General features: G+C 57.6%; 12 protein-coding genes and 2 pseudogenes. 4 read left to right on the top strand and 10 right to left on the bottom strand.

The features are described from left to right. Together Q0650_RS13600 and Q0650_RS13595 are read right to left on the bottom strand one after the other, a co-directional pair. A pseudogene (locus Q0650_RS13600) lies at positions 1-299 on the bottom strand (peptidase); the annotation flags it as partial. 33 nt (positions 300-332) lie between these two features. Continuing rightward, positions 333-797 carry a heme-binding domain-containing protein gene (locus Q0650_RS13595; RefSeq protein WP_298819854.1) on the bottom strand — a complete coding sequence of 155 codons (465 nt, stop codon included), beginning with the start codon at positions 795-797 and terminating at the stop codon, positions 333-335. A gap of 157 nt (positions 798-954) precedes the next feature. On the opposite strand from Q0650_RS13595, the gene Q0650_RS13590 reads away from it, so the two are divergent. Both Q0650_RS13590 and Q0650_RS13585 read left to right on the top strand, forming a co-directional pair. Further along, a complete protein-coding gene (locus Q0650_RS13590; RefSeq protein WP_298819852.1) occupies positions 955-1,635 on the top strand; it encodes a response regulator transcription factor in 681 nt (226 codons plus the stop codon). Beyond that, on the top strand, positions 1,628-3,142 hold the full coding sequence (locus tag Q0650_RS13585; protein WP_298819850.1) for an ATP-binding protein: 1,515 nt from the start codon (positions 1,628-1,630) through the stop codon (positions 3,140-3,142). Before Q0650_RS13590 ends, Q0650_RS13585 begins: the two co-directional genes overlap by 8 nt. A gap of 147 nt (positions 3,143-3,289) precedes the next feature. On the opposite strand, the gene Q0650_RS13580 is transcribed toward Q0650_RS13585, so the two are convergent. The 7 genes from Q0650_RS13580 to Q0650_RS13550 form a co-directional block, all read right to left on the bottom strand. Then, positions 3,290-4,309, bottom strand: a complete 1,020-nt coding sequence (locus Q0650_RS13580; protein WP_298819848.1) for a 3-oxoacyl-ACP synthase III — start codon at positions 4,307-4,309, stop codon at positions 3,290-3,292. 15 nt (positions 4,310-4,324) lie between these two features. Then, positions 4,325-5,320 (bottom strand): NAD-dependent epimerase/dehydratase family protein, encoded by a 996-nt coding sequence (locus tag Q0650_RS13575; RefSeq protein WP_298819846.1) that lies wholly within the window; start codon positions 5,318-5,320, stop codon positions 4,325-4,327. Between the two features lie 51 nt (positions 5,321-5,371). Continuing rightward, positions 5,372-7,072, bottom strand: a complete 1,701-nt coding sequence (locus Q0650_RS13570) for a fatty acid CoA ligase family protein (RefSeq protein WP_298819844.1) — start codon at positions 7,070-7,072, stop codon at positions 5,372-5,374. Beyond that, positions 7,027-9,063, bottom strand: a complete 2,037-nt coding sequence (locus Q0650_RS13565; protein WP_298819842.1) for a S9 family peptidase — start codon at positions 9,061-9,063, stop codon at positions 7,027-7,029. The genes Q0650_RS13570 and Q0650_RS13565 overlap by 46 nt, the downstream gene beginning before the upstream one ends. Before the next feature lie 13 nt (positions 9,064-9,076). Continuing rightward, positions 9,077-9,961 carry an alpha/beta fold hydrolase gene (locus Q0650_RS13560; protein WP_298819840.1) on the bottom strand — a complete coding sequence of 295 codons (885 nt, stop codon included), beginning with the start codon at positions 9,959-9,961 and terminating at the stop codon, positions 9,077-9,079. A gap of 189 nt (positions 9,962-10,150) precedes the next feature. Then, positions 10,151-10,615, bottom strand: a complete 465-nt coding sequence (locus Q0650_RS13555) for a response regulator (protein ID WP_298819838.1) — start codon at positions 10,613-10,615, stop codon at positions 10,151-10,153. Further along, positions 10,599-12,731, bottom strand: a complete 2,133-nt coding sequence (locus Q0650_RS13550) for a PAS domain S-box protein (protein WP_298819836.1) — start codon at positions 12,729-12,731, stop codon at positions 10,599-10,601. Before Q0650_RS13550 ends, Q0650_RS13555 begins: the two co-directional genes overlap by 17 nt. A gap of 372 nt (positions 12,732-13,103) precedes the next feature. Between Q0650_RS13550 and Q0650_RS13545 the strand changes: the two genes are divergently transcribed. Both Q0650_RS13545 and Q0650_RS13540 read left to right on the top strand, forming a co-directional pair. Further along, on the top strand, positions 13,104-14,246 hold the full coding sequence (locus Q0650_RS13545) for a hypothetical protein (protein ID WP_298819834.1): 1,143 nt from the start codon (positions 13,104-13,106) through the stop codon (positions 14,244-14,246). A gap of 121 nt (positions 14,247-14,367) precedes the next feature. After that, positions 14,368-14,901, top strand: a complete 534-nt coding sequence (locus tag Q0650_RS13540; RefSeq protein ID WP_298819832.1) for an SLC13 family permease — start codon at positions 14,368-14,370, stop codon at positions 14,899-14,901. Between the two features lie 418 nt (positions 14,902-15,319). Here the strand turns inward: Q0650_RS13540 and Q0650_RS13535 are convergent. Then, a pseudogene (locus Q0650_RS13535) lies at positions 15,320-16,321 on the bottom strand (recombinase family protein); the annotation flags it as partial. Between the last annotated feature and the right edge of the window lie 90 nt (positions 16,322-16,411).

The raw sequence follows: 16,411 nt of genomic DNA, 5'->3' as shown, positions 1-16,411 counted from the left end.
GCCGCCGGAGCTACGCTATTGTTCAACGCTTCCTGAGCAACCGCTAACTGCCGATTGGCTTGAGCCAGACGCTGGTTAGCCTCGGCGAGCGCCGACTGGTAGGCCGCTTCGCGCTCGCGAATCAGCGCTTCGGTAGTTGGATCGAGCGCTGGCACAGCAATCGGCGTTGCCTCGAAGACAATCTCTGTGGGCGTAGTAGCTACAGTCGTTGCCTGGCTAAGCTGACCAACCACGCCGCCGATTACGACCAATACGAAAGCAGTCAATCCAGCCGAAATTAACATCATAGTGCGATTCATTGGTTTCTCCTCCATTGCTTCATCAAAAACTGTTTAATCATCACGATCACGTTCGTTGGGCAGACCAGCGCTACCGGGCGCGCCAGCAATCAGGGTTTGCGTCTCCCACGCGCTCAGCCGCGCCTCGGGATGCAGCGCAAGATACGGTCGCGGCGGCATCTCACCAGCGCGCAACACCTCAGCAATCTCGGCAGCCAGCTCATCCGGTTCACGCAACGGCAGGGAAAAGTTGAGTTCGCGCCGACCCTTTACCACATCATAGGTGACCAGCCACGAAACGGGCGCAATCTTGCCGTACCAGGGCCAGACCGTCTCGTTACTGTGGCAGTCGTAGCATGCGCGACGCGCGATACTGGCTGCCTCCGGCGTTGTCCATGCCACGTCAGTTACAACCGGTGGATTGGTTTGCCATGCCCAGACTGGAACCAGTTGCATAATGGTAAAGATGGCCACAAACCCGACTGCAATTGCGCGTGGCCGAAACAGGTGTTTGATCATGCCGATAGACTCCTTTACATCGACGGGACCCATTGCCCATACTGAGGATACCGATCCCGTTTCAAAGTTTGCTTGGAATGTCGGCGAAATTTTCCAATCTTTTTCCAATCCTGCTGTGCTACAACAGGCAGAAGAAAGGAAAGAGGAGTACGCTACTGTGAAGATCTTGATTGTAGAAGATGACAAGCGGCTGGCGCGCCTGATCGAGCGGGTATTGCGCGAAGAATTGCACACGGTTGACGTGAGTCATGATGGTGAGAGTGGGCTTGACCTGTTGTTGCATGGCCAGTATGACGTAGCCATCATCGACTGGATGTTGCCTGCCCGCGACGGCCCATCGCTCTGTCGCGCAGCGCGACTGGCGCGGATACCAACGGCCCTGCTCATATTGACGGCGCGCGGTCAGATAGAGGATAAAGTGCTCGGCTTCGAGAGCGGCGCCGACGACTATCTGGTCAAGCCTTTTGCCTTCGAGGAATTGCTTGCGCGTGTCCGCGCGCTTGGAAGACGCTTCAACCTGCACACAGGCACTGACGAGCTGCGGATTGGATCGATTGTGCTCGATCTACGCAGCTACACCGGTCGTCGCGGCGAGCGACCGCTCGATCTGACACCGACCGAATGGCGGTTGCTGGAATTCCTGATGCGCCATCCCGGTCAAACGCTGACCCGCCAGCAGATTCTCGATTATGTCTGGTCATTCGAGCGCGAGGTGCAGTTGCAAATGGTCGATGTCTATATCTCATACCTGCGCCGCAAACTTAATGCGGCTGGCGAAAGCGATCCGATTGTGACAGTGCGCGGCGTGGGCTATCGTCTGGAGGCGAATCGTGCTTAAGTCGCTGCGCTGGCAATTTACGCTGCTCTACACGCTGGCAGCGGCTCTGATGCTTGCGCTGGTCGGCGGCGGCGCCTACGTTATGGTAGCGCGCTATTTCGAGCATGTCACCGATCTTGCGCTTCGGCACAAAATGGCGCATGAATTTCATCTTCTCAACGCACCGATTCCACCTGAGCTGGCTTCGGCTGATACCGACTGGTCTATCTTGCGCGCAAGCAATGATAGCATCCGCAATACCCGGATGTTGACGGCGGAAGAAGCGGCTCAAATTGCGCTGACAGCGCGCGGCGGCCAGATCAAGAGCGTGAAGTTAGAGGATGATCGGACGTATGAAGTGAAATTGCGCGATGATAGTGAAATCTACATCGATGCGTACAGCGGGCAGATAGTTGGTCTTGAATTCAAAGAGAGTGATTCGGAACCACTTCCCCCTGTCACGTCATCATTAAGCGCCATCGATAGCGAAATTGCATCAATCTTTGTGTTGCCGCTTGATCACCAGGGACGCATTCTGTTCAACCCCAATCAGCCAAACCTGCCAATCATTGTCGATCAGGCAGCCCTGGCCACCGCGTTACGCAACGGTTCCGACCTGCGCACCATCACCACCCGTGACGGCCAACGCGTGCGCTTGCTGACCTACCGTCTGACCCGACCCGATGGTCCGGCTGCGCTACAACTGGGGCGTATCCAGACCGATCAGGAGCTGGTGCTGAATCAATTGCTGATCGGGTTACTGATGTTTGGATTGATTGGCGCAGCAGCGATCGGCGCAGCAGGGTGGTGGCTGGCCGGTCGCGCCTTGCAACCGGCAGAAGAGGCCTGGTCGCGCCAGTTGCGTTTCATCGCCAGCGCCAGCCACGAACTGCGCGCGCCGCTAACGCTCATCCGGGCCAGCGCCGAAGTTGCGCTGCGCGGCGCTGAAGATGATGATCAGCGCGCGTTACTGAGAGATGTGCTCAGCGAGAGCGATCATATGCGCCGACTGGTTGATGACCTGCTCACCCTGTCGCGTCTCGACAGTGGATCGCTCGCGCTGCAACGCCAGCCGGTTGCGCTGGCAGATCTCCTCACCGATATTCAGCGGCAGGTTGCTCTACTCGGCAACGAACATGGCGTGCAGATAACGCTCGGCCCGGTACGTGGCACTGCGCTGGCCGATCCAGATCGGCTGCGCCAGATACTGCTCATCCTGCTTGACAATGCCATCCGCTACACTCCATCAGGCGGCGCCATCACGATCACCGCCGAACCAGTGGGAAAACAGGTGCGAATCAGTGTCCGCGATACCGGTTGTGGTATTGCCCCCGAACACTTGCCGCGCATCTTTGAACGCTTCTACCGCGCTGACCAGGCCCGCAACCGATCAGACAACACCACGAACGCCGGTTTGGGTTTGTCAATTGCCAAAGGGTTGGTCGATGCCCATGGCGGCGCTATCGGCGTTGAAAGCGTGGTACATGTCGGTACGACGGTATGGTTTACCTTACCGGCGGCAATGTAGGAAGATGTTTTTCGAGCATACTCTAAGGGCGACGCCCTGCGTCGCCCTTGCGTTATGTCTACTTTAGCGGTTGTAGATTGTCTTGACCTGCATTGTCCGTATCAGTTCGGCGCCTCACAAACCCTCGACGCCGGGCTGCCAGGACATTCACCATGTGACGCTCATCATGGCGCAATTCAAACCCGAACCAATACCCAGCAAACCGACATGGTCACCGGGTCGCAGGCGACCGGCTTCTGCGGCCTGAGCCAGCGAAATTGGCAGGGCTGCCGGGCCGATATTGCCGAGTAGCGGGAAATTGAGAAAAAGTTTGGCCGGCGTAATCCCAAGCGCCTTCGTCACGGCAGCCATATGGCGCGCCCCCACCTGATGTGGCGCATACAGCGCGATCTGGCGATCACTCCAGTTGGGCAACTGTTCTTGCGCCAGCCGCCAGGTCGCCGTTGCCAGTTCGACGCCGGCATGCATTAATGCCGCTGCATCGGTCTTCATGTAATCAGGCTGACCGAGACACAGATGATTATGTTCAGTCGCCGCCATTGTCACGACCCCATTCAAGCGATGGCCGCTGCGCGACAACCGTTCGTGGGTGAGCAACATTGCCGCCCCACCCGAACCAAGCGTCAGAGTGGCAAAATTGTCGCGCAGATCCTGTTTGGTCGTTTCAGGTCGGCGAAGGCGACGGATCGTAGCCATCACCGCATCCTGGGAACCTTCGCCATCGACAATCAGCGCATAGTCGATTGCGCCGGCATCGATCATCATTCCGGCAATCGCCATGCCATTCAAAAAACCCAGACAGGCATTGCGCACATCATAGTTGATGGCATGTGGTGAAAGACGCAGATTGCGATGGACAAAACAGGCTGTTGATGGCTCGAGATAGTCTTGACAGACCGAGGTATTAATGAGCAACCCGATCCGATCGCGATCAATCGCCACGCTATTCAACAATTGCTCGGCTGCCATGGTTGCAACAGCGCTTGGTAGCGTGCCCTCATCCCAGAATCGGCGCTCACGGATGCCGGATAACGCTTCGAGCTTTCCGCGCGGAAAGCGCAGACGCTCCATTGTTTCAGCGATTTGATCTTCGATCCAATCGGAAGTGATGCGATGGGGAGCCAATACGTAGCTCACGGCCTCAATCATAACATGCCTGAACAGCACCCAATCCTCCCTTTGTTACTTGCGGTTGTGTGATGCAGTGAAGGTGCGCCGCAAGCCTTCTTCGATATTCACAGTCGGCGTGTAACCAAAATCATGCTCGGCGGCAGCATGGCTAAACCAGTGCGAATGACTCAGTTCATGAACCATCAGTCGCGTGAGCGGTGGTTCAGCCGGCAATCGCAGCGTCAGGTAGAGAAACTCTAATACGGTAGCCAGTCGGTAAGCGGCGCGAGCCGGGATCCTGCCGCGCACCGGTGGGCAACCGGCGTGATTGAGGATCTCGCCGATGAACTGCCAGAGATTAACCGGTCGTTCCTGACCAATGAAATAGGCTTTCCCATGCAGCTTCGACCGCGCATGCAGCGCATCTGCTGCGAGCAGGTGGGCAGTAGCAACATTTTCGACGTAACAGACATCAACCAGATTTGTCCCATCACCGATTTGAAACAGCAGTCGCCGCCGGGCGCGCTTCAGCAGCCGCGGCAAAATGTGCGGATCTCGCGGCCCCCAGATCAGATGTGGCCGCAAAGCGACCGTAGCAATGGCAGTTTGCGACAACACATACCGTTCGGCAATGGCTTTTGTCTGTGGGTAGGGGGCGAGATAGCGCGCAGGATATGGCGTCTGCTCGTCAGCGCCATGCAGATCGTCCATTCCAATCACCACGGATGGAGTGGAGGTGTAGACCAGTTTCGGCACGCCGGCGCGAATTGCCGCCTTGACCACTCGTTGTGTGGCGCCGACATTAGCCTGATAGAAATCGTCGTAACGCCCCCACAGTCCGGCTTTAGCCGCCACATGAAAAACGGTCGTCACCCCTCGCATGGCTTGCGCCAGCACCACCGCCGACTCCGGTACCGACAGATCGGCGCGAAATGTCTCAACCCCCAGTGCTTGCAGGTCTGGATAATCACCTCGCCCCACTACACGAACGTGATCGCCACGAGCTAACAACTGCTCAACGATGAAGCGGCCAACAAAGCCATTACCGCCGGTTACCAGAGCTATCATATATGCTATACTCACCCTCTGCCGGACAATCACCTATTGCCACGACGTGGATCATTCAACCTTGCACAACTGCCGCGCAGCCCATTTGGCTAATTGCTCACGAAAGATTTTTGCGTTGTGTCGAATATCGACCGGAAAAGACGGATGAATCAGAAACTCTTGTATCATTGCCGTCATCTCTGTGGTTGCTGCCAACTGGCGTAATTCGGTCAACAGTTGCGCGCGCCGGATCGACACACCCCGTCGTAATTCGACGACCACTACCGGCACTTGCGCGCCAGCCGGCCCGATGCCGACCAGCGCCGATCGCGCCACTGCCGGATGCTGATTGAACAGCAGTTCAACCGGTTCGGTGAAGAGCGGGCCACGGGCCGTAATCACCCGCTGACTCTTCCGGCCATAAAACCAGAGCCGGCCTACTTCATCGAAATAACCCAGATCACCCATTCGGTGCCAGATCCGTTCACCGTCGCCAATTTTGGCCAGCGCCGTCGCTTGCGGTCGCCCAACGTACATGCGCGTCACTGCCGGCCCGCTCACGCAGATTTCACCCACTACCCCGACCGGCAGGCAGCGCGCATTGTCCCATGCTGCTATTGGCTCATCGCTGATCGGAATGATTGCCACCTGCACACCGTTCACTGGACGACCAACGCACGTGCCTGCCAGCGGCGAGGGGTATTCGGCGCGCGCCGCCAGCACTTCGCGACCACTGATTGACGTTACCGGCAAAGCTTCGGTCGCGCCATAGGGTGTGTAACTATCAGCCGGTGGGGTCAGAATCCGGTGTAGTCGCTCGTGCAAATGTGCCGGCACCGGCGCGCCGGCCATCAAAACGCGACGGAGTGATGGTAACTTGATCTGGTTGGTTTCGCAATAAGCGGTCACTCGTTCCCAAATCGCCGGCGAGCCGAAGGTCGAAGTAACACCAAGATCGCGAATAAACTCAACTACTGCCGCCGGATCGCATTGGGCTGGCCGGGTAGGATCGATCGGTGGAATGGCCGACGTGACTCCAAGCGCAACATTGAAGAGCGCAAAGAGCGGGAAAGCCGGCATTTCGATTTCGCCCGGCTCAATGCCAAACACTTCGCGCAGGGTATGAATCTGCGCTTCAAACATCCCGTGCGTGTAGAGCACCCCCTTCGGAATGCCGGTGCTACCACTGGTAAAGACAATTGCTGCCGGGTCTTCAGGCGTCACCTCGGCAAGCTGAAACGGCGCGCCGATCGGTAACTCTAGCTCGCGTAGCGAGGCAGCCCCAGGCAGAGCTGGCCCGGCTACAATCGCTTTCCGAATCGTTGCGCAGGCGCGGGGCGCAATCAGCCGAAGCAAGTGGGCGCGAGGTACGCCGATCAACGCTTCCGGCGCAGCTTCGGCAATACACTGCGCCAGATTGCGCCGACCCATAGCCGGATCGATCAAAATTGGCACACAACCGGCTTTAAGCAGCGCAAACGTCAGCGTGATCAGCGGCGCGCCTGCGGGCACCATCAGTAAGACCCGCATCCCGCGTTGCAAACCGTAGGCAGTCAACCCCCAGGCCAAACGGTCGCTGGCTGCGTGCAAGCCGGCAAAACTCTGGCGACGATAGATCACTCGCCCGGCCCGATCGCGTCCAACACCACTTACCACTGCTGTCTGCTCAGGACGCATTTGCGCCATCCAGGGTAAATAGCGCGCGACATTTGCGCCGGGCACTTCGACTACGACGTGATTCCCAACGCGGTTAGTATGAACGCGTATTCCCATGCAAACTCCTCAAGTCTGGCAAATCGGCCCGAATGCCCGCCATGACCGGCCTGGAGATTGGTACGCAGCAGGAGCATGGTGTCATTCGTCTTTAGCGCGCGAAGCTTTGCCACCCATTTCGCCGGATCCCAGTATGGCACTTGCAAATCGTACAGACCGGCGGTAGCCAAAATGTGGGGGTATGGTCCCGGTTTCAGGTTGAGATACGGATCATACGAACGCATCACCCGGTATTCAGCCTCAATAGCCGGATTGCCCCACTGCTCCCACTCGGTGACAGTCAACGGCAGATCGTCCTTGAGCATGGCAATCACGACATTCGTGAACGGCACTCCGGCAACGACTGCCTGAAACAGATCAGGTCGCATTGTCACTACTGCCGTCACCAGCAAACCGCCGGCGCTCCGACCGTTGATCGCAAGCTGTTGCGGCGATGTGTAGCCTTCGGCAATCAGATGTTCAGCGCAGGCGATAAAATCGCTAAAGGTGTTCGGTTTGTGCGCCATACGACCCTGTTCGTACCACTGCCGACCCAACTCCTGGCCACCTCGAACATGGGCAATCGCCACGGCAAACCCGCGGTCGAGCAGACTCAGACGCTTGCTATCGAACACCGGATCGTAACTATAACCATACGCCCCATACCCGACCAGCAAGCACGGCCCGCCATTGCGCGGGCGACCGCGTCGATACACTATCGAGATCGGTACCGCCGTGCCATCGGGCGCAGTTGCCGTCAACCGTTCGCTGACATAGGCCGTCGGGTCATAACCGGAAGGGATCTCTTCCTGTTTCAGCACGTGCCAGCTTTCCTGCTTCATGTCGTATTCGACAACCGACGTTGGCGTCACCAGGGAACTGTAGTTTAGGCGCAAGCGATCGGTCACAAACTCCTCATTAGCTCCGACCGAACAGGTGTAGACTGGCTCGGGGAAGTCAATGTATCGGGGGTTGCTTCCATCTGGTTCGCTAATGCGGATCTGGCGCAGACCGGCGCGTCGTTCGGAGACGACCAGATAGTCGGCAAAACAATCGATTGAGTCAATGAGCGTATCCGACCTGCCCGGTAACACCTCGCGCGTCGCTGTCAAATCGCGTACCGGCGCGCTTAACAAACGGAAATTCTCCGCCCCGTCATTGGTCAAGATGAAAAATTGCTCGCCGTGATGATCGACGAAATAATCGATCTTTGGTCGGCGCGGATACACGACGCGCCATTCAGCCAGAGGCGTTGCCGTTGGAAGGTAGCGCACCTCTGTGCCACCGTGACTGTAGCAGGTCAAAAACAGGTAAGCCCCTGAACGAGCGCGTCGCAGACTCAGATTGAAGCGCTCATCAGTCTCTTCGTAGACCAGCACATCTTCCGCCGGCGACGTTCCCAGAATGTGGCGGTAGAGGCGATAGGGACGATGAGCGGCATCGTAGACTGTATAGAACAGGGTCTGATCATCAGCCCATTGCGCTTCATCAACCTGCTCAATCGGCGCATCGAGCAACGCCCCTGTAGTTAGATCCTTGATATACAGGGTAAAGATAATCGCGCCGGTTGTGTCCAAACCATAGGCCAGCCGTTGCTGATCGGGCGAAGGTTCATACGGCCCCAGCCGACAAAACGAATGCCCAACTGCCAGCGCATTGAGATCGAGCAACACCTCTTCAGTTCCATCATCACCCTCGGCGCGACACATCAAAGGGTATTCAGCGCCGGTCTCTGTCCGCGTATAGTAGCGATACCGACCACGCGGCACCGGCGCTGAGCGATCATCTTCCTTGATCCGTCCACGCATTTCCGCATACAACTGGCTGCGGAGCGTTGCGGCGGGCGCCATGACTGTTTCAGCATAAGCATTCTCAGCTTCGAGATAGGCAATGACTGCCGGATCATCCCGATTCTCCAGCCAGGCAAACGGATCGACAATTTCATCGCCATGGAGATGGATCGTGATCGGACGCATCTCAGCGTGTGGTGGAGTTGCAGGCTTAACGGTCATGAATTCCCCTCCCTCACTCTGGCACCAGCCAGCGCGCCAGTTGCGCCAGCGCGGCATCAGGAGCATCTTCCAATACATAATGGCCGGCATCATCGAGTCGCGTTGCCTCAGCAGCGGGAAATCGTGCCAGCCAGCCGGCCAAAAATCGATCATCAAAACACCAATCGCGACCACCCCACACAATCCGCACCGGCTTATCGCGCAAGAGTGTCAATTCGCGATCGATCGCATCGATCACCGGCCAGGTCGGATGGGCTGGATGGAGCGGAATATCTTGCACGAAACGCGCAATCGCAATGCGACTATCCGGAGTGCGATACGGCCAGAGATACCCGGCCCGCACCTCAGGCGGCAGCGGATGCGTCACTGCCATCCAGGTTGCGGCCAGCGCAAACGCATTGCATTGCCGGATCGCCCACTCACCTAAAACGGGTATTTTGCCGGCAGCGATACGCAGTGGAATATGGGGCGAGAGAAATGCAGCCGTATTCAGGATCACAATCCGTCGCACCAGAGACGGGTGACGCACTGCCCATCCCATTCCGATGGCGCCACCCCAGTCATGGACAACCAGATCGACCGGCCCCAGATTGAGATACTCCAGCAAACGTTCCAGATTGTCAATATGGTTGGCGAGGCAGTAATGGTATTGCTGCGGCTTGTCAGACAGACCACAACCGAGATGATCGGGGGCAATCACCCGTCGCTGTTCGCGTAACGCGGCAATGAGCCGCCGGTAGAAGAATGACCAGGTTGGGTTGCCGTGAAGCAAAACGACCGGCAGCCCATTGCCTTCGTCAACGAAGCGCAAAACGCCAGCCGGCAACGGATATTCGCCGATATGAAATGGGAACAAAGTACGGATGGCCGAATGTTCAATCGAGACATTGGCGCGCATGCAAGAGGTGCTCCTGCTGAACAGACCGTGACTATATGAGAGTATACAACGATTAGAGGTTACGCGCAGAGTGCCAGCGCAAATGCTATCAGGTAAGATGGCAGATCATCGTCTCACTTCAACCGGCTTGCGCGCCACATCCCCTGACAGGCTGCCAGATGAGACCTGATCGTCAGCGCTTTCAACGATTTATGCCGTTAGCAATGGATCTCCGGGCTGCCGATTCCATCCCAACCAGTAATTGCCCACATCTTGAAGCATTTGCGTAAATTGTTGAAAATCCACTGGTTTCACCAGATAGCTGTTTGCGTGCCGCTCATAAGCCAGGCGCAAATCTTGCTCGGCGCTCGACGTGGTGACCACGACAACCGGAATGTGGCGCATCTCCACGCTCGTTTTGATCGCGCGCAACACCTCCAGGCCGCTCAAGCGGGGCAATTTCAGATCGAGCAGCACCACGTGTGGCTGCGGACTGGTTGCCGGATCGGCAAATTGCGCGCGTCGCCAGAGATAGTCAAGTGCCGCTTCGCCATCGGTTACATGGATGATATGGTTTGGAATGTCATGATCGGTTAACACGCGCATCATCAACTCGGTGTGATCGGGGTTGTCTTCGACCAGCAAAATGACAGCCGGTTCAACGCCTGTTTTCATAGGTTCCTCCTTTGGGCGTTGTCTCTTCCACAACTGGCGGCGCCGGCAACGTCAGGCAGAAGGTTGCACCTTTGCCCAACCCTTCCGACTCCACCCATATCCTACCACCATGCGCCTCGACGATGCGGCGCGCTAAGGCTAGACCCAATCCGGTACCCTCAATTCGCTGATCAAGCCGCTCGAACAGATCAAACACCCGCCGATGATGACGCGGATCGATGCCGATCCCGTTATCGCGCACGCGCGCCAATACCATTCTATCGGCAGCGAGAAACTGCGCTTCGATCCAGATCTGTGGCGCCGGTTGATCGCCCATAAACTTGGCCGCATTGTCGAGGAGATTTTGAAACACTTCGCGCAAGCGCGTGCGATCACCGTAGACATCAGGCAGGTTTGGCGGTAAGTGCAGATACACATTCCGTTCGGCTAACCGACCGCTCACACCCGCTGCCGCTTCGCTGATCAACAACCCCAGACTGATTCGCTCTGGCGCGCTGAGTTGCCGACCGGCCCGCGACAGATGAAGGAGATCTTCCAGCAGTTGATACATGCGGTCGACTGCGGCAGTGATCCGTTGCAAATCCGCCGGGATACGATCGAGCTTACCATTTGCCAAATCGCGCTGGATATAGCCGGCAAAACCTTTGATCGTAATCAGAGGGCTTTTCAGATCGTGTGATACCGTGTATGTAAACCGCTCCAGCTCGGCATTGCGCGCCTCCAGTTCGGCAATCAGGCGCTCGCGTTCAAGCTCAGCCTTCTTGCGCGTCGTAATATCGATACCCAGCGCCTGATATTCCAGCGGCTCACCGTTTACATCCAGCAATAGCCGGTTTACCCACCGTTGCCAGCCGATTGACCCATCAGGATATATCACTTCGTGCTCGTGTTCCATCGTGGGATTGTCCGGACTGAGCTGCGCAATCCCCGTCGCGACCTGCTCGCGCTGTTCGGCAGGAATAAGTTCGTAGAAATTGTAGCCGATCAACGATTCCCGCGATCGCTGGAAGGTTTGACAGTAGAGATCGTTAACAAAGGTAAGCGTGCCATCGGGCTGAAACCGGCAGACCAGTGCCGGCAAATCTTCAATCAGGCTGCGGTAGTACAGCTCATTGCGCCGCAATTCGGCTTCGATCATTTTGCGCGCAGTAATATCGATCTGTAAGCCGTACATGCCCTGCAAAACGCCATCGGCATTCACAACGGGTTGACCAATCCCGCGTAACCAGCGGATCGTGCCATCGGGCAAGATGACGCGAAACTCTACTTCAAAGTCAGCCTGCTGGTTGATAGAACGATCTATCGCCATCTGCACGCTATCACGATCATCAGGATGGATCAACTGGCGCCAGCGCCGAAATGTCAGCGGTCCATCATCAGGGTTTAAACCTAACAACGGGTAATTCTCCGGCGACCAGCGCACCGCGCGCGCTGCGGCCTCCCATTCCCAGGCGCCAGCGCGCGCGGCCAGCAACGCCAGCCGCAACCGCTGTTCGGCGCGCGCGCGTTCGGCAACTTCCTCTTTGGTCGCCGCAATAGCGGCAGAGAGCTGCACATCAACAATTGTCAGAATGATGCCGGTCAGCAGCAGAGTCACGATCAGCATTATTGGGTAGGCCAGCAAGGTTGCCAGCAGCGGTGTTTCCAGCGGCAATCGACCGGTTACCTCCAATCCCCAAAACCCGATCAGCGCAGCGCTGCTGGCCAGAACTGCACCGGTCGCCCCCCGACGGCCAAAACCGATACCGGCCAGCAATGCTACCATCACGTAGTGTAACGTGGCCGAACTACGCGCGCCACCGGTAAACAGCGCTACTATCGTCACCACCAGCCACAACGATCCACAAACCACCCAGCCCGCTACATCGCTTTTGCCACGACGCGCCAGCCAGGCGCCACCGCCAAAAATCGCTGTCATCAGTGTAGCGGCAGCGAATGGGATCATTGGCGCATCATACAACCATGGTGTAATCAGACTAAACAACGCTGATGTAATGGCAAGAACAGTGAGGATCGGCAAAAAAATGACTGCTACTCGTTGCCGCTCATCGCTGAACATCTGGCGGAGAGTGAGCCGGTCTGGCCAGAAGATAGCAGAAAGGTGTTGAAGATTCATGATTGATACATGTCAGTTTGTCTTAAATTAAGTGTAAATAATTATATCGCCGTTTGGCAACATATTGTCAATGTATTGACACCACATAGCGTATTCTGGCAGGGAGTTTTGTGTCGTTACTGCATCTGTGCGACAACCTCCAGGTTGCGACCACATGAGCGCATTTTGGTTATTATCTATCCAGCCACACCGAAACCTGAACGCCACCGCACTCAACTCGCAGCTTTAGCCAGCGATACACGAAATCGCGCCTTCAATCCTTGCAACCAGCGGTCAGGGTATACTGAGTTATCATCAGGTCATCGTCCTCAGTTTCAGCGTGACCTGATGTTAGTGACAACCAATCGACATTTTGAATGCCACAGGACACCCATGCAACGACTTCTATGGATTGCGCTTTGCTGCTTCATTGTATCTGCTTGCGGCGCAACTGCGCCGACGCCGACACCATTCCCAACACGTGACGCTATTCGCCCCACGCCGGGAATGCGTGTTCTCCCGGCGCCGCTTTACGTGCTCGATCGCGGCCAGATTGCCCGTATTGAGACTGACGGGATCACAAGGCGCCAGCTTACTCGCGCCCGGATCGAGCTTGAGGGCATTCCCCCGATCAGTGATGCCGACCTTCATCCCCAGGCCGGCCTGGTCTATGTGGTCGGCGCCGGCAACGGCGACCAGCTTGTGCGCGCCGCCGTCGATGGCAGCAACCCACAGGTGATCTACTTCGCAGAAGGCTATCAGTATAGCGCAGTGCGCTGGTCTCCCGACGCGCAATTTGTCTACCTGCGAATGCAGAACAATCGCGCCACACGAGATTTGCCCGATGGATTGTATCGAATCCCGGCTACCGGGGGCGAACTCGAACTTTTGCAGGCCGATGATGCGGTTGATGATCCCCTCAATCCCAGCCGTTCGGTGCGCAGTTATGCGCCGTTTCTCTGGGAACCGACAGGCAACAGTCTGCTGGTCGCTTCGTTCGCCACTTTCTACGATGACTGCGAGCTGGTCTTCTGGCAGCCGCAGAGTGGTGAACTGCGTCGCCCCGCAATTCCGGCAGGTATGCAGAGTCTGTGTGGCGAGGCAATCTGGCGCAACGACCATCGCCATGTTCTGATGTTAATTGGACCGCCAGAAGGCCCCGGGGTATGGCAGGTTGACAGCCAGACCATGGAAGTCACTCCCCTGAGCGCCACCGGCGTGCTGACGCGCGCTCCCTTCCTGGTTGATGATGACCTGCTCTTCGTCGCCGTCGAGCGGGTTAATGATGGGTTTACATTCTCTCTGACCCGACAGTCATCTGACGGTACTCTGAACCTATTGCGCCAACCGTTTCGTGAAACACCGTTACTCATTCAGTGGGCGCCTGATGGCAGCGGGATCGTTGCGCTGGTACGCACCGAAACCGGCACTGCTTTACGGTGGTATGCAATCGGTGATCAGCCGCCGATTGAATTACCGCAGACAGAAACAGGTGTGAACTGGATGATGTGGGGTGAGATTCCGCCACGAGGCTAGCCATCATACCGGCGCGCGCTCACTGATAGCGCAGCGCGACGCTGGTCACCGGTCATAAATGCCTGCCAGGGTTGCGCTATCAAGACTTCGTCATCATCGTACATCGCGGGAACCAACGAGCATGAATAACGAGATTGCCTTTGTGTTAACCGTTCTGATCGTCATGATCGCGCTCTTCGTGAGCGATCGGGCGCGGCTCGATCTGGTCGCATTGCTCGGCCTGTTGGCGCTTATGTTTGGCGGTATTCTCACTCCGGCAGAAGCGGCAGCCGGATTCGGTGATACGACTGTCCTCTTGATTGCCGCACTCATGGTTGTCGGCGACGGCCTCTTCCAAACCGGCGTTGCCGCCTGGGTCGGTCAACGACTCGGTCAACTGACCGGACACAACGAACAACGGATCATCGTGACCCTTATGATCCCGGTCGCGATTCTATCAGCATTTATCAGCTCGACCGGTACCGTCGCTATCATGTTACCAATTGCCGTGAACCTGGCCCACCGCGCCGGTATCAGTCCATCGCGTCTACTGCTGCCAATGGCGTATGCGGCGTTGACCGGGGGTATGATAACTCTGATTGACGTTCCGCAACCCGAACACGTCCGGCGTCGCCGGTCAGAGAGACGGAGACGTGCAGTTCGTCGCCATCTCTGACCACGCGCAGGTCGAGAGCATCATAGACCTGCATCTGCAGGCCTGGTGTGATGGCGGATGGGTCAAGAAACAGGTCGCGCACGTTCCGCGCCAGCGCCAGTACGTCGTCGCGGCTCTGCCGTTTTTCCGCTGCCGCGCTGGCGTTCCGGTTCAGACGTTCGATCTCGGCCACTGCCGCGTCACGTTGCGCATCGTACTGGCGCTTGTACGTCGTGACATCCTCAATGGTAATCGCCCCCGCCGTGTACAGGTCGATGAGGCGCTGCGTTCGTGCTGCGGCGTCTGCGATTTGCCGTTCGTACACGGCGCGCTCGCGTTCCAGGGCCGCCGTCTGCTCCTCTTCGGCGGCCATCGCCGCATCGATGGCCGCCGCCAGGCGTTCTTCGTCGAGGACGTGCTGTACGACCCATGCCCAGACGGCGTGTTCGACCGTTTCAGTTCGGATGCTCTGCCGGAGACAGCACGTGTAGCGCCCTTCGTTGTCATGTGCTGCGCACCGGTAATAGGTGTGTCCGCGCCCGACACGCTCTCCGTGCATCGGCGCGCCGCAGGCGCACCGAATGCGCCCGCGCAGCGGGTAGACGCGCGTTGCGTTGCGTCGCGCGCGCTGTCGGTTGCCGTCAAGGGCGGTGTTGGCGGCATACCACAGGGCAGCGTCCACTATGCGCGGCACAGAGACTTCAATGTTGTGTGACGGTGAGATGTGGACGCCGCGATAGGTCGGGTTGCGGATGATGCCGGAGACGGTTTGGTGGTACCAGCGCCGCGCTGTCACATGGCGCTGGTTTCCGGGTGGCGACACGCCGAGATCGGTGAGCCGTGCTGCGATCCCTCGCGCCGGATCCCCGTCTGCCGCCCATTGATAGATGAGATTGACGATCTCCGCTTCCTCAGGATGGACAACGAGCGCGCGATCCCGCCCCCGCCCTTCGTATCGGTATCCGTAGGGCGGCACGATCCCCTGGGCCAGGATACGACCGGAAAGCAACTTCTGTCGCTTCCCCCGCTGTGCGCGTTCACGGATTTTGAGCCGTTCAAACTCTGCAAACGCGCCCTCAATGGTGTCGAACAATCGCCCTTCGGGGGTGGTGTCCGACTTTTGCCCTCTCGTCACAATGTGCAGTTGGACTCCCGCAGCGCTCATCTCATCACGAAGAACGAGGAGGTGCGCCACGTTGCGGCTGAGCCGGTCGAGGGTGTACACAATGACGGCTTCGACTGCCTGGGCCTGGATCAGATCGCGCACGCGGCGCAGCCCCGGACGCTCCAGGTGCGCGCCGCTCATCGTGTCACTGAACTCGGCGACAATCTGCATCTCGTGATGGTTCGCGTATGCCCGGCATACCGCTGCCTGTGATGGGAGACTGAAGTTCTCCCCTTGCTCATCAGTGCTGACCCGCGTGTAGATAACCGCTCGCATGCTGTTCCCCCCACAGAGTGTTACGTGTAAAATCAAGTGTTTTGTAACATATACCATTATCACACAACATAGTCAAGTGTTACATGACAA

Source organism: uncultured Chloroflexus sp., assembly GCF_937129525.1.
Classification (GTDB): domain Bacteria; phylum Chloroflexota; class Chloroflexia; order Chloroflexales; family Chloroflexaceae; genus Chloroflexus.
The sequence above is the reverse complement of the archived record's forward strand: the minus strand, read 5'-3'. Positions and strand labels throughout refer to the sequence as shown.